General features: G+C 60.0%; 22 protein-coding genes, 1 tRNA gene and 1 pseudogene. 10 read left to right on the top strand and 14 right to left on the bottom strand.

The features are described 5' to 3' along the window. The first annotated feature begins 102 nt into the window (after positions 1 to 102). The 7 genes from sseA (at position 103) to hflX (ending at position 5,990) form a co-directional block, all read left to right on the top strand. Entirely contained in the window at positions 103 to 969 is an 867-nt protein-coding gene (gene sseA, locus MIC97_RS03105; protein WP_239798807.1) for a 3-mercaptopyruvate sulfurtransferase, read from the top strand. A 7-nt stretch (positions 970 to 976) separates the two neighbouring features. Beyond that, the gene (locus MIC97_RS03100; protein ID WP_239798806.1) at positions 977 to 1,537 is read left to right on the top strand and encodes a GNAT family N-acetyltransferase; all 561 of its coding nucleotides are present in this window, start codon (positions 977 to 979) and stop codon (positions 1,535 to 1,537) included. A gap of 114 nt (positions 1,538 to 1,651) precedes the next feature. Continuing rightward, positions 1,652 to 2,209: an OmpA family protein gene (locus tag MIC97_RS03095; RefSeq protein WP_239798805.1), complete on the top strand. Its 558-nt coding sequence runs from the start codon at positions 1,652 to 1,654 to the stop codon at positions 2,207 to 2,209. 90 nt (positions 2,210 to 2,299) lie between these two features. Next, complete coding sequence (gene dapB, locus MIC97_RS03090) at positions 2,300 to 3,109, top strand: 4-hydroxy-tetrahydrodipicolinate reductase (RefSeq protein WP_239798804.1); 810 nt, start codon at positions 2,300 to 2,302, stop codon at positions 3,107 to 3,109. Between the two features lie 233 nt (positions 3,110 to 3,342). Then, positions 3,343 to 4,203 (top strand): D-amino-acid transaminase, encoded by an 861-nt coding sequence (locus MIC97_RS03085; RefSeq protein WP_239798803.1) that lies wholly within the window; start codon positions 3,343 to 3,345, stop codon positions 4,201 to 4,203. A 137-nt stretch (positions 4,204 to 4,340) separates the two neighbouring features. Then, positions 4,341 to 4,577: an RNA chaperone Hfq gene (hfq, locus tag MIC97_RS03080; protein WP_183830195.1), complete on the top strand. Its 237-nt coding sequence runs from the start codon at positions 4,341 to 4,343 to the stop codon at positions 4,575 to 4,577. 6 nt (positions 4,578 to 4,583) lie between these two features. Next, positions 4,584 to 5,990, top strand: a complete 1,407-nt coding sequence (gene hflX, locus MIC97_RS03075) for a GTPase HflX (RefSeq protein WP_239798802.1) — start codon at positions 4,584 to 4,586, stop codon at positions 5,988 to 5,990. Here hflX and mazG read toward each other — a convergent pair. Together mazG and MIC97_RS25075 are read right to left on the bottom strand one after the other, a co-directional pair. Next, positions 5,987 to 6,811, bottom strand: a complete 825-nt coding sequence (gene mazG / locus MIC97_RS03070) for a nucleoside triphosphate pyrophosphohydrolase (RefSeq protein ID WP_239801011.1) — start codon at positions 6,809 to 6,811, stop codon at positions 5,987 to 5,989. The two genes, hflX and mazG, sit on opposite strands and share 4 nt — an antisense overlap. 54 nt (positions 6,812 to 6,865) lie before the next feature. Beyond that, positions 6,866 to 7,294: pseudogene (locus tag MIC97_RS25075) on the bottom strand (GNAT family N-acetyltransferase); the annotation flags it as partial. 253 nt (positions 7,295 to 7,547) lie between these two features. Here MIC97_RS25075 and dusA point away from each other — a divergent pair. Beyond that, complete coding sequence (dusA, locus tag MIC97_RS03060; protein ID WP_239798801.1) at positions 7,548 to 8,537, top strand: tRNA dihydrouridine(20/20a) synthase DusA; 990 nt, start codon at positions 7,548 to 7,550, stop codon at positions 8,535 to 8,537. Positions 8,538 to 8,567: 30 nt separating this feature from the next. Here the strand turns inward: dusA and gpt are convergent, their stop codons facing one another. From gpt to MIC97_RS03045, 3 genes are all read right to left on the bottom strand, one after another. Further along, positions 8,568 to 9,065 carry a xanthine phosphoribosyltransferase gene (gene gpt, locus MIC97_RS03055; RefSeq protein ID WP_183830181.1) on the bottom strand — a complete coding sequence of 166 codons (498 nt, stop codon included), beginning with the start codon at positions 9,063 to 9,065 and terminating at the stop codon, positions 8,568 to 8,570. Between the two features lie 112 nt (positions 9,066 to 9,177). Then, complete coding sequence (locus MIC97_RS03050) at positions 9,178 to 10,011, bottom strand: universal stress protein (protein WP_239798800.1); 834 nt, start codon at positions 10,009 to 10,011, stop codon at positions 9,178 to 9,180. Between the two features lie 69 nt (positions 10,012 to 10,080). Next, positions 10,081 to 10,821, bottom strand: a complete 741-nt coding sequence (locus MIC97_RS03045) for a competence/damage-inducible protein A (RefSeq protein ID WP_239798799.1) — start codon at positions 10,819 to 10,821, stop codon at positions 10,081 to 10,083. Positions 10,822 to 11,005: 184 nt separating this feature from the next. Between MIC97_RS03045 and wrbA the strand changes: the two genes are divergently transcribed. Then, entirely contained in the window at positions 11,006 to 11,605 is a 600-nt protein-coding gene (gene wrbA / locus MIC97_RS03040) for an NAD(P)H:quinone oxidoreductase type IV (protein WP_239798798.1), read from the top strand. A 78-nt stretch (positions 11,606 to 11,683) separates the two neighbouring features. Here wrbA and MIC97_RS03035 read toward each other — a convergent pair whose 3' ends face one another. From MIC97_RS03035 to MIC97_RS03015, 5 genes are all read right to left on the bottom strand, one after another. Continuing rightward, positions 11,684 to 11,923: a DUF2188 domain-containing protein gene (locus tag MIC97_RS03035; RefSeq protein ID WP_239798797.1), complete on the bottom strand. Its 240-nt coding sequence runs from the start codon at positions 11,921 to 11,923 to the stop codon at positions 11,684 to 11,686. Positions 11,924 to 11,999: 76 nt separating this feature from the next. Further along, complete coding sequence (locus tag MIC97_RS03030) at positions 12,000 to 13,100, bottom strand: NADH:flavin oxidoreductase/NADH oxidase (RefSeq protein ID WP_239798796.1); 1,101 nt, start codon at positions 13,098 to 13,100, stop codon at positions 12,000 to 12,002. A 105-nt stretch (positions 13,101 to 13,205) separates the two neighbouring features. Beyond that, a tRNA-Leu gene (locus MIC97_RS03025) sits at positions 13,206 to 13,290 on the bottom strand. A gap of 117 nt (positions 13,291 to 13,407) precedes the next feature. Continuing rightward, positions 13,408 to 14,574, bottom strand: coding sequence for an alpha/beta hydrolase (locus MIC97_RS03020; RefSeq protein WP_239798795.1), 1,167 nt, complete (start codon positions 14,572 to 14,574; stop codon positions 13,408 to 13,410). A gap of 108 nt (positions 14,575 to 14,682) precedes the next feature. Beyond that, on the bottom strand, positions 14,683 to 15,780 hold the full coding sequence (locus MIC97_RS03015) for an alpha/beta hydrolase (RefSeq protein ID WP_239798794.1): 1,098 nt from the start codon (positions 15,778 to 15,780) through the stop codon (positions 14,683 to 14,685). A 193-nt stretch (positions 15,781 to 15,973) separates the two neighbouring features. On the opposite strand from MIC97_RS03015, the gene ilvA reads away from it, so the two are divergent. Beyond that, a complete protein-coding gene (gene ilvA / locus MIC97_RS03010) occupies positions 15,974 to 17,230 on the top strand; it encodes a threonine ammonia-lyase IlvA (protein WP_239798793.1) in 1,257 nt (418 codons plus the stop codon). 137 nt (positions 17,231 to 17,367) lie between these two features. On the opposite strand, the gene MIC97_RS03005 is transcribed toward ilvA, so the two are convergent. From MIC97_RS03005 to MIC97_RS02995, 4 genes are all read right to left on the bottom strand, one after another. Next, complete coding sequence (locus MIC97_RS03005) at positions 17,368 to 17,658, bottom strand: Dabb family protein (protein ID WP_239798792.1); 291 nt, start codon at positions 17,656 to 17,658, stop codon at positions 17,368 to 17,370. A gap of 142 nt (positions 17,659 to 17,800) precedes the next feature. Beyond that, the gene (locus tag MIC97_RS25070; protein ID WP_275592312.1) at positions 17,801 to 17,929 is read right to left on the bottom strand and encodes a hypothetical protein; all 129 of its coding nucleotides are present in this window, start codon (positions 17,927 to 17,929) and stop codon (positions 17,801 to 17,803) included. Positions 17,930 to 17,971: 42 nt separating this feature from the next. Then, positions 17,972 to 19,369, bottom strand: a complete 1,398-nt coding sequence (gene fumC / locus MIC97_RS03000) for a class II fumarate hydratase (RefSeq protein ID WP_239798791.1) — start codon at positions 19,367 to 19,369, stop codon at positions 17,972 to 17,974. A gap of 207 nt (positions 19,370 to 19,576) precedes the next feature. Then, the gene (locus tag MIC97_RS02995; protein ID WP_183830151.1) at positions 19,577 to 19,756 is read right to left on the bottom strand and encodes a CsbD family protein; all 180 of its coding nucleotides are present in this window, start codon (positions 19,754 to 19,756) and stop codon (positions 19,577 to 19,579) included. Between the last annotated feature and the right edge of the window lie 29 nt (positions 19,757 to 19,785).

The following is a 19,785-nucleotide window of genomic DNA, read 5'->3' as shown; positions in this document are numbered from 1 at the left end:
TTTAAGTTCCTGTTTTTACGCATGTCGTTGTCCCGAAACCGGTTCCCACTTTCGGGCGACACGCTTTAGTAGCAGAACAGCAACTCAGGGAAGGACACGAACATGGCTGCGGACAGCCCCTTTACGGTGGATGCGGAATGGTTGCAGCAGCGCCTCGGTGAGCCGGGCCTGACCGTTATCGACGCTTCCTGGTATCTTCCCGACCAGAAGCGCGACGCGCGCGCCGAGTATGAAGCCGCACATATTCCGGGAGCCGTGTTTTTCGATCATGATGCGGTTTCCGATCCGAATTCGAATCTGCCGCACACGCTGTCTTCGCCACAGCATTTCGCCCGCTTTGTCGGCACGCTCGGCATTTCCGCCGACGACACCATCGTGATTTATGATGGTCCGGGTTTCTTCTCCGCTCCAAGAGCGTGGTGGATGTTCCGCATCATGGGCGTCTATCAGGTCTATGTTCTGGATGGTGGTTTTGACCGCTGGAAGGCTGACGGCCGCCCCGTCACATCCGACGTCACCAGAATAGCGCCGTGCATATTCCACGCCGAATTCGACGAGAATCAGGTCGTCAGCCTTTCGGAAATGCGCCGCGTGGTGGAGCAGCGCGAAAGCCAGATCGTCGATGCGCGAGGCCCCGGCCGATTTTCGGGAACAGACCCGGAGCCGAGAGCCGGTATCCGGTCCGGACATATGCCCGGCGCCCGCAATCTGCCTTACGCCGCACTTTCGAAAGACGGCCATCTGTTGCCGGCTCCCGAATTGCGCAAGCTCTTCGTCGACGCCGGTGTTGATCTGGAACGGCCGGTGGTGACGTCCTGCGGCTCGGGCGTGACGGCGGCCGTGCTGATACTGGCGCTGGAGACGCTGGGGCACAGTGACAACCGCCTGTATGACGGCTCATGGACCGAGTGGGGCGGATTGACGGACACTCCCGTTGAGACGGGCGCAGGCCGCATTTCTGAAAACTGATCGTACGATGTCGCAGATGCAGCCAGACCCGATAGATGTGACCGTCGTCTTTCTTGAGATGAAGGCGCCACCGTCTTCCTATCCGCCGGCGCCTTACAACCGGCAGATCGCGCTTCTGAAGACCAGCAACATCCCGCTGCACTACTATCGCTATCTGACCGACAGGGTTGGGCGGAAGTGGCACTGGGTGAATTCCCTGCGCAAGAGCGATGAGGAGCTGGCTGCGGAACTCCATCGTGAGGGCAGGGAAATCTCCGTGCTCTATCTCGACGGTGCTCCGGCCGGCTTCTTCGACATCAACCGCATTTCACCGGAAATCTCCGATCTGGCGTTCTTTGGCATGATGGAACATGCGATGGGACAGGGGCTCGGCCGCTGGTTTCTGGGGGCTGCCATTGCAGCCTGCTGGGCAACACGCCCTCAACTGGTAACGGTGCAAACCTGTACGCTTGATCACCCCGCAGCGCTGCCTTTGTATCAGAAGCTGGGGTTTACACCCGTGGGGCAGTCCAGAGAGACGATCCAGCCCATGAGCTTCGAGGAGCGGAGCGACATGGTGATGCGCTGATGATAAGCGCTTGCGTTCCTGAACGCCCCGTTCATGCCCGCTTCAGGCAACTCCTGTAAGTTCGCAATGAGCCTCGAAGAAACACGTGCGGGGCAGCGACACAAGGAGAAGACCATGCTCAACCGCCGCAGCTTTGCGACCGCTCTTATCGCGGCCGTCATCTTGCCCGGAGCCGCTTTCGCTCAGGCGCAGACACCTTCGGCCGCTACCATCCAGCGTCAGCTTGAAAGCGCGCCGCGCATGCGGCTCAACCAGAACCAGCGCGTCACCGTGGGTGAATTCAAGCGCCGCCCGGATCTGCGCCGCGCGGCCCCTTCGATCGACATCCAGTCGATCAACTTCGAGTTCGCCTCGGCGGAAATCGCCCCATCGCAATATCGCAAGGTTCAGAATATCGCCGATGCCCTGAACGGCATTCTTCGCCGCGACCGGCGTGCGCGCGTTCTGATTGAGGGCCATACCGATGCAGTGGGCTCATTCCAGTCCAATCAGGTGTTGTCGGAACGCCGTGCGGAGTCGCTCAAGCGGGTTCTGGTGCGCCAGTTCGGTGTGCCGGCACGCGCCCTCGAAACGGTTGGCTATGGCAAGGAATTCCTGCTTGTTCCGACACAGAACGAAAACTGGCGCAACCGCCGCGTTACCCTGCGCCGCATAGACAGCTTCCTTCGCTGACACTTCACGATACCGATATCCTGGGAAAGCCCGGCTTGACGCGCCGGGCTTTCGGCGTGTCTTCTCTCCTTTCAGTTGTGAGGGCGAGCAATGACGATACGAGTTGTTATGGCCGGGGCGACCGGCTGGGTAGGCAAGGCTCTGGTGCCGGCTATCATCACTGCGGATGATCTTGCTCTGGCAGGCGCCGTTGCGCGACAATCGGCCGGGCAGGACGCCGGGCTGGCGGCCGGTTTGCCTTCGGAAGCCGGGGTCAAAGTATCGGGTTCGCTGGAGGAAGCTCTGCAGGCGCCATCCGATGTGGTGGTGGATTACACCAAACCGGATGCGGTCAAGGCCAACACGCTTCTGTCGATCTCGAAGGGACGCCATGTCGTGATCGGCACTTCCGGACTTGGCGCGGAAGACTATGCCGAGATCGATGCCGCCGCCCGCAGCTCCGGCGTCGGCGTGATTGCGGCAGGCAATTTTTCGATTACCGCCACGCTTCTGAAGCGGTTTGCCCTGATGGCCGCGAAATACGTTCCGGACGTCGAGATCATGGACTATGCCAGCGCCAGGAAACCTGACGCGCCCTCCGGCACCGCGCGCGAGCTGGCAGAACAGCTTGCGCAAATACGAAGACCCGCGACGAGCCTGCCGCAATCGCAGGTCTCCGGCGTGCCTGCGGCGCGGGGCGGCGCGGTCGGGCAGGGCGAGGGCGTGCAGGTTCACTCGCTGCGCCTGCCTTCCTACATCCTTTCCTGCGAGGCGATCTTCGGTCTCCCCGATGAGCGACTCACCATTCGGCACGATGCCGGATCCTCGGCAGCTCCGTATGTCGCGGGAACGCTGCTGGCGATACGCCGGGTCGGAGCCCTAAAGGGACTGGTGCGCGGGCTCGACGCCCTGATAGACTGAGATGTGCTGCTGTTAACCCTTTGTTAACCATAAGGGCGCACATTGTGAACAACTGTCGTATTGCCGTTACATTGGCCTTCTAAAAGGCAGGTGTCGACAAGGTTGCTGACCGCGGATGTACCGGCGGCGACCGCGACAGACGAGGAAGCGGAGCTCTTGCTCCGCTTTTTTGTTTCTCCCGTTGCCGCCCGGTCGGAATCGCATATTGTGTGCGCGTTTCTCGGGAAAAGACCATGCCGCGCATCGCTTACGTCAACGGGCGTTACATCGCCCATCGGCACGCCACAGTTCACATAGAAGACCGCGGATATCAGTTTGCCGATGGCGTTTATGAGGTCTGCGAGATCGCCCGCGGCTTTATCGTCGACATGAAGGGGCACCTCGACCGGCTGGACCGCTCGCTTTCCGAGCTTTCCATCGACTGGCCGATGCAGAGGTCCGCGCTGACGGTCGTGATGCGCGAGGTCATCCACCGCAACCATGTGCGCGACGGTATCGTCTATTTGCAGATCACACGCGGGGTCGCGCCGCGCGATCATCCTTTCCCTGCGGGTGTAACGCCTTCTCTGGTGGTGACGGCGAAGAAATTCGATGCCGCCAAAGTACACCAGAAAGCCGAGGCGGGCGTGCAGGTCATCACCGTTCCGGAAAACCGCTGGGACCGGGTCGACATCAAGAGCGTCGGCCTGTTGCCTAATGTGCTGGCCAAGCAGAAGGCCCGGGAAGCCGGAGCGCAGGAAGCGTGGTTCGTCGATCCCGACGGCACGGTGAAGGAAGGCGCTTCCACCAACGCCTGGATCGTGACGCAGGATGGCGCTCTGGTCACGCGCCCGGCCGATCATGGCATTTTGCGGGGAATCACCCGGACCACATTGTTCAAGGTCGCCGAGAGCCTCGGTCTGCGGATCGAGGAGCGTCCGTTTACCGTCGAGGAAGCCTTGGCGGCGCGCGAGGCGTTTTTGTCGTCTGCGACCACACTGGCGACGCCGATCATCGCAATAGATGGCCATCCGGTGGCAAATGGCCACCCCGGTTCGGTGACACTTTCCCTGCGACAGGCGTTTTTTGACATTGCGGAAAAAAGTCCGGCCTGATAACCGCTGGGTGTAAACAATCGTAAATCTCGTCCTGCTTGCTTTTTTGCAGGCAGGTTTGTTTGCGACGGAATATACCTGCGTTGCAGGTGTGTTGACGGACAGACAAAAAGGGATCCGGCGGGAAGATAAGAAAAATGGCCGAACGCTCGCAAAATCTTCAGGACCTTTTCCTGAACTCGGTTCGTAAAAGCAAAAACCCTCTTACGATATTCCTCATCAACGGCGTGAAACTGACTGGTGTCGTGACGTCGTTCGACAATTTCTGTGTGTTGCTGCGCCGCGACGGGCACTCCCAGCTCGTCTACAAGCATGCCATCTCCACGATCATGCCGAGCCAGCCGGTTCAGATGTTCGACGGCGAGGAAGGCTGATACTGCTTGGCACGCAACCGCGACGCCGCTGACAAATCCGGAACGCAAGCTGACAAAGGCGAGGGCGGGGACAAGACCGCGCCCGTACGGGCCGTTGTCGTCGTTCCGGTTCTGACGCGGCAGCAGGCCATGGATGAATCATCCCGGCCGCGTCTGACGCGTTCGCCTTCGGCGCGCCATGACGAGGCCGTGGGGCTGACGCGCGCCATCAATCTCGACCCGGTTCACAGTCTGGTGGTGACGGTCAACGACCCGCGCCCCGGAACCCTTCTGGGATCGGGCAAGGTGGATGAAATCGCTGCCCTGGTGAAGGAAAGCGATGCGGAACTGGTCATTGTCGATCATCCGCTGACGCCTGTGCAGCAGCGCAATCTCGAAAAAGAGATGAACGTCAAGGTGCTCGACCGGACCGGGCTCATTCTGGAAATTTTCGGCGAGCGCGCCCGTACGAAGGAAGGCACGCTTCAGGTCGAGCTTGCCCATCTGAACTACCAGAAGGGCCGTCTGGTGCGGAGCTGGACCCACCTTGAGCGCCAGCGCGGCGGTGCCGGTTTCCTCGGCGGCCCCGGTGAGACGCAGATCGAGGCCGACCGGCGCTTCCTTCAGGACAAGATCGTCAAGCTGAAGCGGGAACTGGAAACCGTTCGCCGTACGCGCGATCTCCATCGCGCCAAGCGCAGGAAAGTGCCTTTTCCGGTGGTTGCCATCGTCGGCTACACCAATGCCGGAAAGTCCACCCTGTTCAACCGGCTGACGGGAGCTGCGGTGTTGGCCGAAGACATGCTCTTCGCCACGCTCGATCCCACTCTGCGCCGCCTGCGCCTGCCGCATGGCACGCCGGTGATCCTGTCCGACACGGTGGGGTTCATCTCCGACTTGCCGACTCATCTTGTCGCTGCCTTCCGCGCTACGCTGGAAGAGGTGGTGGAAGCCGATCTCATCCTTCACGTGCGCGATATTTCCGATCCCGACACCGCCGCACAGGCGGAGGATGTGGAACGCATATTGGGCGATCTCGGCGTCGATGCGAATGATGACCGCCGCGTGATCGAGGTCTGGAACAAGATCGATCTGCTGGACGATGCCAATCGCGAGCGGCTGCTTGGCGAAGCCCATCTGGACCAGCGGCAGGGGCCGATTGCCATCTCGGCCATCACCGGAGAGGGGCTGGAACGTCTTCTGGCGACCATCGAGACTTATGTCTCGGGCGAACTGGCGGAAATGACCGTCACCCTTGTGCCGGAGCAGTTCAGCCTGCTCGACTGGCTCTATCGCAATGGCGACGTCGTCCAGCGTACGGACAATGACGACGGCAGCCTCACGCTGGTGCTGCGGGCAACCGAAAGCGCGCGCGAGGAAATCCGCAACCGTGTGCGTGGCGCAGCGAAGGGAGCAGCCTTGGACGAGGGTTAGACCTTACCCTTCGCCTGCTGCCAAAGCTCTTCCATCTCTTCAAGAGTGGCATCTTCAAGCGACTTTCCCTTTTCATCAAGGGATCGCTCTATGTAGTGGAAGCGATTGCGGAATTTGTCGTTTGTTCCGGCAAGCGAAGCCTCCGAATCCACCCCGAGATGGCGGCCGAGATTGACGAGCGCGAACAGCGTGTCGCCAAACTCATCCCTGATGGCATCCGATTTTCCCGCTGCCAGCGCCTGACGCAACTCTGTGATTTCCTCCTCGATCTTGTCGAGGATCGGGGCGGCAGCCCCCCAGTCGAATCCGACGCGCGCGGCTTTTTCCTGAAGCTTGAGCGCGCGGGTCAGAGCCGGCAAGGTCAGGGGAACGCTATCCAGATAGCCCTTACCGTTGTCTTCCGGATCCTGCCCGCGGGCAATTCTCGCCGCGCGCTTCTCCGCCTTCTCTTGCGACTTGATCTTTTCCCACATGCCTTTCGCCATGCCGGCGCTGCGCGCATTGTCGTCACCGAACACATGCGGATGGCGGCGGATCATCTTGGTCGTGATCGCCTCCACCACATCGGGAAACGCGAACTCGCCCTGCTCCTCGGCCATGCGGGCGTGGTAGACGACCTGCAGCAGAAGATCGCCCAGCTCCTCGCGCAGGTCGTCGAAATCGCCGCGCTGGATGGCATCAGCGACCTCATAGGCTTCCTCGATCGTATAGGGCGCGATGGTGGAAAAAGTCTGCTCCACGTCCCACGGACAGCCACCGACTGGCGCGCGCAGCGCTGCCATGATCTCGATGAGCCGGGAAATGTCCTTCGAGGGCGTCAGCGAGGGAATGGCGCCGTCCTTGTCCAGCTTGCGCGCAAAATACCTTACGGTCTTCGAGCCGCCATGAATGGTGGCTTCGCCAACTTCCCGAAAGCCGAGCCGGTCATGAAATGCATCCGATGCCGGGTTTGGCGGATCGGAGTTCACCTCGCACACGATGGTATCGTGCCCGGCCCTCAGGGCCAGATCGAACAGATGTTCATAAAGCCGTCTGGCATGGCCGCGCCCGCGCGCCGCCTCGCTGACGACAACGCGATCAACATAGAGGAAGCGTGGGAAGTTTTCGCGGAACCAGAGAAAGTTCGGGCTGTCATAGTCGGCATTCTGATCGAAGCTTATCAGAAATGCCTCGGCATCCCCGATGCTCAGCGCGTGGGCCGCGTTGTCCAGAAGGTGGGACAGGCGCTCCGGTTCCAGCCACGAAAGCTCCTGCGCATGGAGATTGTTCAGCTTAAGGATCGCCGCCTCGTGATTTCTGTCCACGGGTTCGATGGGCGGCAGAGGCTGGCTTGACACGATGAAAGTCCATCCTTGTTGGAAAGCGCTCCACGGTTAGCACCGCTGCCGGCGCCGCAAAAGCCCCTTGTGGCCGGTATGAAACCCGTTCGAGGCAGTGTTCAGGGCCGGTCCCGATGCGGCGTGGTGATATTTACGCTTTGAAAAACCGGGCCGGATGCGCCACATGTCGGGTCAGGCCGCAGTGTGCGGCTCGCCTTGTTGCCAGAAGAACTCGTGAATGTCTGCGTATAAAGAAAAATTCTCCATTGCCCCGATGCTCGACTGGACGGACCGGCATTGCCGGTTCTTTCATCGGCAGCTCTCCGGCAAGGCGTTGCTTTATACCGAGATGGTCGTCGCCGATGCCGTGATCTTCGGGAACAGGGCAAGGCTGCTTGGATTCGATGATACCGAGCATCCCGTGGCGTTGCAGCTTGGTGGGTCCGATCCGCTCAAGCTGGCTGAGGCTGCCCGCATCGGTGCCGATTTTGGCTATGACGAGATCAATCTCAACGTAGGATGTCCTTCGGATCGCGTGCAGAGCGGCACATTCGGCGCGTGTCTGATGCTGTCGCCGCAACTGGTTGCCGATTGCGTGGCGGCGATGAAGAAAGCCGTCCGTATTCCCGTGACCGTAAAGTGCCGGATCGGTGTCGATGAGCAGGATCCGGAAATCGCGCTTGGTGATCTGTCTGAGAAAGTGTTCGACGCAGGCGTGGATGCGCTGTGGGTTCATGCACGTAAAGCGTGGCTGAAGGGGCTCAGCCCAAAGGAAAACCGGGATATCCCGCCGCTCGACTATGACAGGGTCTACCGCCTGAAAAAGGCAAATGGCGAGCGCTTTATCGGCATCAATGGCGGAATCGCAACTCTTGAGGAGGCAGCGCGGCATCTGCGCGAGGTCGACGGCGTTATGCTCGGCCGGGCCGCATATCACACGCCTGAAATCCTGAGCGGCGTCGATTCGCTGCTGGAAGGAAAGGAAGCCCCGGATTTCGACTATGCCGCGCTGGTCGAAACCATGGCGGACTATGCCGCGCGCCATCTCGGCGGGGGCGGGCGCCTGGGGCAGGTCACGCGCCACATGGTCGGGCTTTTTCATGGCCTTCCCGGCGCCCGTCGCTGGCGCCAGATCCTGTCGACCGACGCCATGAAGCCAGGCGCTGGCGCAGAAATTCTTTTCGAAGCATTTTCAGCCGTGGACCTGTCCGCGAGACAGGCTGCCTGACAGGCTTCGCAGCGACGGTCGTTACCCGGCTTACTTCGCCTGATCGTCGGCGATCGGCTTCTGATAGGTGAAGCCCATATCCCATGGGAAGTAGATCCAGGTGTCCTGACTGACTTCGGTCACGAACGTATCCACCAGCGGACGGCCCTTGGGCTTGGCATACATGGTGGCAAAATGGGCTTTCGGCAGCATGGCGCGCACGATACCGGCGGTCTTACCGGTGTCCGTCAGGTCGTCGATGATGAGGATCGACTCGCCATCGTTTTCAAGGAGGCTTGGGGTCACCTCCTTCAGCACCTGCAACTGCCCCTGCGAGCTGTAATCGTGATAGGAAGCAACGCAGACGGTTTCGATGATGCGGATGCCAAGTTCGCGCGAAATCACGGCAGCAGGCACCAGCCCGCCCCGCGTGATGCAGACGATGGCCTTCCACTGCTGGTTGGCGCCGGCAAGCCGCCAGGCCAGTGCGCGGGCGTCGCGGTGAAACTGATCCCAGGAAATCGGGAAAGCTTTGTCGGGCAGGGACATCAGAATGCACTCCGCAGGCGCGCTCCGGCGCGCAGGTCACAAGGAATGCGAGCGGAATTAGCCGGAAATCCACATGCTTGGCAAGAGGGCCGAAATCACAGGCTGAACCTGTTCAGCGTGAGATCAGGACCGTGACAGGAGACGAACGCAAAATCGAACGCGTGACGCCGCCAAAAAGCAACTCTCTCAGCCATGAGTGGCTGTAAGCGCCAAGCACGAGAAGATCTGCACCGGTGGCAGCCAGCCGCTCCTGAATGAGCGCCTCGACTGACTGGCTGCCCGATTCCTGTATCGACACGCTGACATTGACGCCGTGACGCGACAAGGTGTCGGCGATGCGGGAGCCCGCCGCCTCGGGTCCTTCCTCCGCCGTATGGGATGGATCTATGATGAGTATGTCGGTCTGTTCAGCATCGATCAGGAAGGGCAGGGCATCGAAAGTGGCACGCGCCGCTTCCTTGCTGCCATTCCATGCAAGCAGAACTCGACGATAGGAGGACAGCACCGCGCCGGATTGAGGCACCATCAGGATTGGCCTGCCGGAATCGTAAACGAGGCTTTCCACATCCGTGCCATCCTCGCTTTCCACGTCTCGCTGTGCCGCGATAACAAGATCGGCTGAGCGGATGCTGGACAATCCGGATATAGATCCGTCACCGGAAAAGCTTTCGAGGGTGCGCCATTCGAAAGACACGCCGGAATCTTCGGCCCGTTCCTGGAAAATTCCCCGCAATTTCAGTGTCGTTTCCTTGTTGAGTTCCGTGGACACCTGAATGAAATCCGTGTCAGGAAAACCAACCGCCGACGTGTATGGAACCGGCAGGACTTCAGCATGGACGCCGACAAGATGCGCTCCGATGCGAGTTGCAAGCGAAACAGCGCAATCCAGTACGCGTGACGATTCCTGCTCACCTTGCAGGATGACGGCGATGGTCCTGTACGTCATGATCTGACCCTTCCGCGCCGGGATATGGCCAGTATAAATGCGCGTGACGGGTTCCGGTTCCGAATTTTATCAGGCGTCAGCGCTTAACGCCGAGACCATGGCCTCAACATCGCGGCGGGCGGCTTCCAGAACTTCCGGCGATCGTGCGCGCACGACCAGCTCTGTCCAGAACTTGCCTTCCCCGAATTTCGGGTAGGAGCCGATGATGGTTTCAGGGTGTGCCTTCTGGATTTCCGCCAACGGGCCGCCAATCACACCTTCGCCAAGCGCGCAGGGCACGGTTGCCGAAAGCATCTTCACGCCGGTTTTCAGCGTGGGCACGACCTTGTCCAGCATCGCCTGGAACACGGAAGGAACGCCAGCCATCACGTGAACATTGCCGATGCGAAAGCCGGGCGCTACCGAAACCGGGTTTTCGATATGAGAAGCCCCGCGCGGCATTCTGGCCATGCGCTTGCGTGCCTCAGTGAACTCAAGCTCCCGGCGCACATAATGCGCGGCCAGCAGGGCATAGGCTGCATCATCATATTCGCAGGGCACCCCAAAGGCTTTGGCGACCGAGTCTGCCGTTATGTCGTCATGGGTCGGACCTATGCCGCCGGACGTGAACACGTAGGTATATCGGGCGCGTACCGCGTTAAGAGCCGAGACGATCTCATCCTCTTCATCGGGAACGATGCGCACTTCCTTCAGGTCTATGCCGATAGCGGTGAGGATATCGGCCAGATGACCGATGTTCTTGTCCTTGGTGCGCCCGGAGAGGATTTCGTCGCCGATCACGAGCATGGCGGCAGTAACGATCCCGGTCATGGCGACTCCTTTTTCCATAGCGCAGGACGTCCAATACCGCGTCAAAGCCGCAGGCGCAAAGGCACAGGTTTTGTGAACACTGTGTCGGCATCCTGATACTTTTCCGTGAACGTTCGCTGCCCTAGATTGTTTTTGCAATTCGAGCGGACACTCACGTCCGCCTGCCGCAATCGTGGAGATGAAAATGGCGAAGGTGCTTGTCCTTTATTATTCCAGCTTTGGTCACATGGAGCAGATGGCGAAGGCCGCTGCCGAAGGTGCGCGTGAGGCCGGCGCAGACGTGACGATCAAGCGCGTGCCCGAACTGGTGCCGCTGGAAGTGGCGAAGGCCGCACATTACAAGCTCGATCAGGAAGCACCGATCGCCGAACCGCTGGAGCTGGCCAATTATGATGCCATCATTCTCGGCGTTGCGACGCGCTATGGCGCCATGGCCTCGCAGATGAAGAATTTTCTCGATCAGACCGGCCCGCTGTGGGCCAAGGGCGCGCTTCTCGACAAGGTCGGGTCAGTGATGGTGTCGACGGCAACGCAGCACGGCGGCGCGGAAATTGCTCTGCTAAGCACGCAGGCTTCACTGCAGCATCATGGCATGATCATCGTCCCGCTGTCCTATGCCTATCAGGGCCAGATGGGTAATGACGTTGTGCGCGGCGGTGCGCCCTATGGCATGACCACGACATCCGATGGCGACGGCTCGCGCCAGCCTTCGGCGCAGGAACTGGAAGGTGCGCGCTTCCAGGGCAAGCGGGTTGCGGAAATCACTGCACGGCTTCACGGCTGAGCCGTAATCCCTCCGGAACTGAAAAGAGCGGCCTCAGGCCGCTCTTTTTGCAGGAATGCAGTAATATGTGACGGACAGCTATTCTGAAACCTCGGTTTGCGGCCTGTCACGCCCGTCAGACAGTTCCTCATGCCATATGCCGGAACTGTCCTCATATTCGATGCCGTCTGATTTGCCGGCTATCTGCTGTTCTCCTGCAGCGCGTTCGGCAGCTCTCACCGCATCATCATGAGTGGGAAAGGTCTCCGAATAGGTCGAGCCGACCTGATAGGCCCAGCCTCCGTCATGCTCCAGAATTTTATAGACGACTTTGGTCATTATCGCTCTCCGCATACCACCCTATGAAAGGGATGGAGGGAAAACGCGGCCGGCATCCATTGGTTGCCTCGTTCCTTCAGGCGGGCACAACCCAATGGCGCATGGTGGTTATCGAGCGCTGGTATTGCGGAGCGGCTGGAACCTCTGCGCCCAGCGTGGCGGCCGCGCGCCATCCCCAGCGGGGATCAGCCAGAAAGGCACGACCGAGCGCAACCATGTCGGCACGTTCCTGTGCAAGTACTTCTTCGGCCTGTCGCGGTTCCGTAATGAGACCAACGGCACGAACCGGAATATCGGCGCCCTTGCGTACGGCTTCCGCCAGATGCACCTGATAGCCCGGCCCGCCGGGAAGTTGTTGCAAGGGAGAATTTCCTCCGCTGGAGCAGCAGATATAGGCGAGGCCTTCAGCCTTGAGCGCTTTGGCCACGGCGATCGCATCATCGACATCGAAGCCACCGTCCACCCACTCCTTTACCGAAAGGCGCGCGCCCACCATCAGCCCCGGAGCAGCCTTGCGCACGGCGCGTGCCACTTCCACGGCAAAGCGCATGCGATTGTCCAGCGATCCGCCCCAGCGGTCGTCTCGCTGATTGGAGAGCGGCGATAGGAACTGAAAGATCAGATAGCCGTGCGCGGCATGAAGTTCGATGAAATCGAATCCTGCGCGCTCCGCTCTTTCTGCGGCTTTTGCAAACTGCCCGATGACCTCCCAGATTTCATCCTCGGTGAGCGCATGGGGTGTTTGCCAGCCCTCGTCATAGGGAATTGCCGAGGCGGAAACGATCGGCCACGGATCCTCATTCTGTTCCAGCGGACCTCCACCTTCCCACGGCCGCCGGCACGAGGCCTTGCGGCCGGCATGCGCGAGCTGCGTGCCGAATACGGTTCCCGCAGGAGAAACGCGTCTGGCCGCATCAAGCGCGCGCCTTGCCGCCGCTTCGTTCGCATCCCTGTAAAGTCCGAGACACCCATGGCTGATGCGGCCCCGACGCTCCACATTCGTCATCTCCACGGTGACCATTCCGGCACCGGACATTCCAATGTTCATCCAGTGCTGAAGGTGCCAGTCGTTGGCCGAGCCGTCGTCAGCCGAGTACTGGCACATGGGTGCAACGGCCAGACGGTTCGGAACGGCAAGATTGCCAAGCGTGATGGGCTGGAAAAGCGCTGAGGTCATGAGATGCTCCGGGAGAATGTCGGCGCCAATGTAGGCAGGCCGGTTGGCCGTGACCAGTACCGGATATGCACAATCGAAGAGGAGTTTCCGTGGAAAGCTGGAAAGTGGTGCGGACGACGGGAATCGAACCCGTACGGATCGCTCCGAGGGATTTTAAGTCCCTTGCGTCTACCAGTTCCGCCACGTCCGCGCGGCTTGTTTCTCACGGCTCGTACGGCGTTCGTCAACTGATGTTTTCCAACACCTGTCATGAATCGTCATGGCAGGTGTTGGCAAAGACCGAAACAGGCAATTGGCGAACCGCCGTCTACCCGCCAGTCGCGATCGATAGCACCTTGAACGGCGTGGTGATGACGATATCGGCCACCGATCCCACGGCCTGACCAATGTCCTTGCCGATGGTGCTCATCGGACTGCCTAAATCCCCGCTTTCGGCTGCGGCCAGCCCCGCGTTGGACCGCAGGCCTTCACCCAGAAGCTGCACGAGGAACGGATTGTCGGCGAATTTGGCGTGATTGAGCCTGTCGCCGGAGCGGGCCTGAGTAAGGTCCGCAACGATCACGCCATAGCTGGCAAGATCGGCCGCGTCCGCATAATCACCAACGCGCGGCTTATCGCCAGATATGAAAGTTGAAAGCCGAAGCGCGCGATCATCGTCGGAGAGCAGTACGACAAATGGTCTCTTCGGCGTCCCGTAGCGCAGCATCTGCTTCTTGAAGACGTCGACGTCAATATCCGGCGACGCCAGAACCACATTGCCGAGCTTGCCCCCAAGGTCGCGATCACCCCTGATTGCGAGTTGACGCAGGGTTTCCATGGTCACCCATGTGCCCATGGAGTGCGCAAGGATATCGATGCTTGTGGCTTTGCTTTTGGCCAGCATGCGCAGCGTCGCTTCAAGATCGTCACGAGCTGCGTTGGCGCTTTCCTTGTCATACAGATAGCCGGTCGTCCTGGCACTCGATGCCCATGAGAACAGTACAGGTGTTCCGCTGTACTGCGCATCATTCACGATCTGCGTAATGCGATACACACCGTCGTCGAAACCATTGTTAAAACCATGGACGAAGACAAGAACCCTGCGGTCCTTATTTTCGACGATACTGGCATCGATGGCGCGGGCGAACTGTTCCGGCTCCTTGTAGAAGCTGACGCTGCGCGCCGTGAAATGTTTGGCGGGGTCTGCAGGCGCCCGGCCTTTCGCCCTTTCGATGCGGCCCGTCTCATGAATGCGGGGAACCGTTATGTCGACACTTGCATAGGCCACATTGGCAGAGCGGTCACCACCGTAGACGGTGCGCGGCTGATCGATGGACTGGCGCCGGGTCGTGGCCACGAAAATCTCATGCTCCGCCGAAATATCCGCAGCCTTTGCCGGAAACGAGGAGATGTTGAGAAGTTCATGCCGGCCGGGACCTGCACACCCGCTGACCAGCGCGATCAGCGCGACAATCCATAAAGCCTTCAATCGCACGGCACCAAAGCTCCACAGTGTCCATTCTCCGACACGACTACAAAGCCGCAGGAGCCTTTTCCGAATATAGGCAGAAACCTGTCGGGTCCAGCCCTCCGCCGGGAGTTACTACAGCAGACCGGCTCCGGCCTGCTGCGTTACCTGACGGATGCGGTCCGTGATCTCACGATCGCTGGCGAAGCCGTCATCCTCGCGCAACCTCTGGCCAAGCATGCGCACCATGACGGGATTGTCGGCGAATTTCGTGTGGTTGAAGGAATCCGCGCCTTTCTGCTTTGACAGATCGACAACGGTGACGCCGTAATCTGCAAGTTCCTTGCCCGCATCCGCATAGTCGCCGACACGCGGCCGCGAACCGGCCAGCATGCCCGAAAGACGCAGCGCGCGGTCGTCCTGCGACAGAAGCAGGATGAACGGCTTTTCCGGTTTGCCGTAGCGGCGCATCTGGCTCTTGAACACGTCGACATCGATATCCGGCGACGCCAGAACAACATCTCCCAGCTTGCCGCTGAGATTGCGGTCTCCGGTGATGGCCAGCTGTCGCAGCGCTTCCATGGTCACCCAGGTGCCCATCGAATGTGCCACGATATCGATGCGCCGCGCGCCACTCTGGGCCAGCAGCCGCAGGGTGACCTCAAGCTGGTCGCGGGCGACGCTGGCGCTTTCCTTGTCGTACACATAGCTGGTGGTCGAACCGCCGGAAGCCCATGAGAACAGCACCGGCGTGCCGGGATACCCGGAATCATGCGCGATCTGCGTGGCACGGTAAACGCCGGCATCGAAACCTGTGTTGTAGCCATGAACAAATACCATGACACGGCCGCCACGAGCGGCAACATCAGCGCTCAGCGCCTGCGAGAACTGAGGCCCGGTATCGTAGCCGACCGCTTCAGAAGCCATGAAATATTTGGAGGGGTCGTCAGATTTCCCGCGCTTGCGGCGCTCGATCTGCCCGACCTTATGCTCGCGTGGCACCGTCACATTGATGCGGGCGAAATTGAGAGTTGCGGAACGCTCGCCATCGAAAACCTTGGAAGGATCGTCGGAACGCTTCCGTGTCGTGGCGATGAAAATCGAGTGATTTCCGGCAATATCCGTTACCGATGCCGGCACCAGTGCGCTGCCGAGAATCGCGTCGGTCTTGTTCGTGGTGCAGCCGGCGACAGCCAGCGAAAGCACAAGGGCGAGCAGGGGCTTCAGGTTCACTTGGTTTTCCGTCAGTCACGCCACGGGCGATCTTCATGCCCGCAGTCAGAGCCTTTCCCACCCGCAGAGTGCGGCGGAAGTAAGTCAACAGCCGCAGAAGTCCGTACTTGTCCGTTTGCGACATCTTCAGTGTTGCGTAAATGCCAAAATCGCGTCAGGAACGGATGCTCATTCACGATACCGGAAACACGACATGACAAGCTTCGCCGACAGGGTCGCAACCGCTGCGGAAGCCATACGGGAGATTTTCCCGATAACCCCGCTGCAAAAGAACGACTACCTGTCGCGCAAATATGGCGCACGCATTTATCTGAAGCGCGAGGATCTGACGCCGGTACGTTCCTACAAGATTCGCGGTGCGCTGAATTTCTTCCGAAAGACGCTTGCTGCCGGTAACAATGCCAGCCTTTTTGTCTGCGCCTCGGCCGGAAATCACGCTCAGGGCTTCGCTTTCGTGTGCCGGCATTTCGGCCGCAAGGGCGTGATCTTCATGCCGGTGACCACGCCGCAGCAGAAGATCGACAAGACGCGCATGTTCGGCGGCGAATTCGTCGAGATCAAGCTGGTCGGCGACTTCTTTGACGAATGCTATCAGGCGGCCATCGACTTCACGCAGAGCAATGGCGCGCACATGGTGCCCCCATTCGACAGCCGCGACATCATCGAGGGGCAGGCAACGGTCGCCCGCGAAATCGTTCAGCAACTGGGAGAGGGCGCTGCTCCGGATATCGTCATGCTGCCTGTGGGCGGAGGCGGGCTTGCAGCCGGCGTGACGCAATATTTCCAGGCCATTGAACAGACGCCACAGTTCATATTCTGCGAACCGGCTGGCGCTCCCAGCCTCTCACGCAGCCTTGCCGAAGGCAAACGCGTCAGGCTCCCGGTCGTGGATAATTTCGTGGACGGCGCTGCCGTTGCCGAAATCGGCAAGGAGAACTTCCGCCTGCTCAAGGATTTTCCCGCGACATCAACCCGTCTGGTGCCGGAAAACCGGCTCTGTGCGACCATGATCGAGATGCTCAATGTCGAAGGCGTGGTGCTGGAGCCCGCCGGAGCTCTGGCTATCGATGCCCTGAAGGATTTCGTGAAAAAGGACATTCGCGGAAAGACCATCGTTGCGGTGGTGTCCGGCGGAAACTTCGATTTCGAGCGCCTTCCCGACGTCAAGGAACGGTCGCTCCGCTTCGAGGGGCTCAAAAAATACTTCATCATACGTCTGCCGCAGCGCCCGGGCGCGCTGCGCGACTTCCTGCAGATGTTCGGTCCCGAAGATGACGTCGCGCGCTTCGAATATCTGAAGAAATCGGCACGCAATTTCGGTTCGGTGCTGATTGGCATCGAAACCCGCGACAAGCGCAATTTCGGACTGCTACGCGCAAAATTCGATGCCGAAGGCGTACAGTATCAGGATATAACCGACGATGAAACGCTGGCGAACTTCATCATCTGATCGTCATAACAAATTGAAAATATGATACTTTCAAGGGTGGGGCATGATCTGCGATGCCCTGCTTCGATCGTTTTACCGGTTCGTTTCCCGGCATTCCGGAGTGTGGATGCAGTTCAGAAAACGCGTCGGAAAGCGGATCAGTTACCTGAAGTGACATCCGCCGAAAAGCGCAGATCGCGCATGGGGCGGACCTTTGCGGTGGTCTGCGAGTAGATCGGGTCCGCCTTGAAAGCATGCAGGGCGGCTTCGTTCTCGAACTCCGCATACACAACGATATCGATCTGGTTTTCATACAGATCGACCTTGCGGTTCACCGACACCTCGAAATGGGACGAGTGGGGAATGCGGCCGAGATTCATGAGCCCTTCGCGCACAGTCTCGACATCCATGTCTGGCTTGACGGTAAAGAACACGATGTGCCGGATCAATTCGGCCTCCTGAAGGGTCGTGGTGGAAGGATGGTCACACATAGCTGTCCGGGACGCGCATTCGTCTGACGCCCCCTTTTGATCCGTAAGGCTGAGTCGCGTCAACCGGCGCGATGTCGCGGCAGGAAATGGCCGGGAAAGCTCAGCCGGTGACCATGCGCAGCAGGTGGTCTGCGGATTTGACCGCCATATCCATGTAACGGCCTCCATTATAGAGGCCGTCCCAGATCAAAAAGCCTGCAATGGCGACAAAGAGGATGACATAGCGCATGGCCGCAACTTAGCTGAAACAGCTCGCCGCTGCCAGATGCCGTCAACCCGGATGGGTCATGTCTTCCGGACGCACCAGACGATCATAGTCCGCCTCGCTGACGAGACCGGTCGCAAGAGCCTCCTCGCGCAAAGTAGTGCCGTTCTTGTGCGCCGTTTTGGCAATCTTTGCAGCCGCATCATAGCCAATGGTCGGCGCGAGCGCGGTAACCAGCATCAGCGAGCGCTCCAGTGAGGCCTTGATGTTGTCCTCACGCGCCTCGATGCCGACGACGCAATTGTCGGTGAAGGACACCGATGCGTCGGCCAGCAGCTTCACCGACTGAAGGAAATTGTAGGCCATCAGCGGGTTGTAGACGTTGAGCTCGAAATGACCCTGGCTACCGGCGAAGGTCAGCGCGGCATTGTTGCCGAACACCTGTACGCAAACCTGCGTCAGCGCCTCGCACTGGGTGGGATTGACTTTGCCGGGCATGATCGACGAGCCGGGTTCGTTTTCCGGCAGGGCAAGCTCGCCAAGGCCGGCGCGGGGGCCGGAGCCGAGGAAGCGGATATCGTTGGCGATCTTGAACAGCGAGGCCGCAACCGTGTTGATGGCGCCGTGCGAAAACACCATGGCGTCATGCGCGGCAAGCGCCTCGAACTTGTTCGGCGCCGACGTGAAGCCGAGGCCGGTGATGGCGGCGATCTTCTCGGCAACCTTTTCGGCAAAGCCGACGGGTGCGTTCAGCCCGGTGCCGACAGCGGTGCCGCCCTGAGCAAGCTGCATCAGCGCGGGCAGGGTCATCTCGATGCGCTCGATACCGTTCTTCACCTGCTGCGCGTAACCGGAAAACTCCTGGCCGAGGGTAAGGGGCGTTGCATCCTGCGTGTGGGTACGGCCGATCTTCACGATATGGTCGAACGCCTTAACCTTAGCTTCCAGCGCGCCGTGCAGATGCTTGAGAGCTGGCAGCAGGTCGTGAACGATGCGCTCGGCGCAGGCGATGTGCATGGCCGTCGGATAGGTGTCGTTCGACGACTGGCTCATATTGACGTGATCGTTGGGATGAACGGGTTTCTTGGAGCCCATTTCGCCGCCCAGCTTTTCGATGGCGCGGTTGGAAATCACTTCGTTGCTGTTCATGTTGGACTGGGTGCCCGAACCGGTCTGCCAGACCACCAGCGGGAAGTGGTCATCGAGCTTGCCGTCGATCACCTCCTGTGCCGCTTCGATGATGGCCGCGCCGAGCGTGGGGTCGAGCCTGCCCAGTTCCATGTTGGCTTCGGCGGCGGCGCGCTTGACGATGCCGAGCGCCCGCACGATGGAAGCCGGCTGCTTTTCCCAGCCGATCCGGAAATTGCCGAGAGACCGCTGCGCCTGAGCACCCCAGTAACGATCGGAAGCGACCTCGATCGGGCCGAACGTATCTGTTTCGGTTCTGGTGTTCTTTGTGCTCACGGGCCAGTCTCCTGAACAAGCGGATTGAGATCGCACCGGCCTAACTCTTTGCCTCTCCGGCTTCAAGGGAAGATTTCCGAAGCCCGATGGCCTAATCGTTTGAACTGTCGACAAGCATCCGGGGCCGCCTTGCGGCGAGCTGGCGAATGAGAAAAAGGCGGCTGATACAGCCGCCTTTTTTTGCCTGAAAGCTTGTGTCGGAAGTGCTCAGTGGGCCTTGCGCACCTTTTCCTTGATGTCGCCGGCGGCTTTCTGAACCTTGCCTTCGACTTTTTCGGCCTTGCCCTTGAGCTCGGTCTTCTTGTTGCCCGTAAGCTTGCCGGCGGCTTCCGTCACCGCGCCCTTGGCCTGCTTTGCAACACCCGACACCTGATCCTTGTTCACCATGATCGCATCTCCTGAGTTGAACTTGCGCG

This window comes from Aquamicrobium sp. NLF2-7, assembly GCF_022359935.1.
In the GTDB taxonomy this organism is placed as follows: Bacteria; Pseudomonadota; Alphaproteobacteria; order Rhizobiales; family Rhizobiaceae; genus Mesorhizobium; species Mesorhizobium lusatiense.
This window is presented reverse-complemented; position numbering and strand designations above follow the sequence as displayed.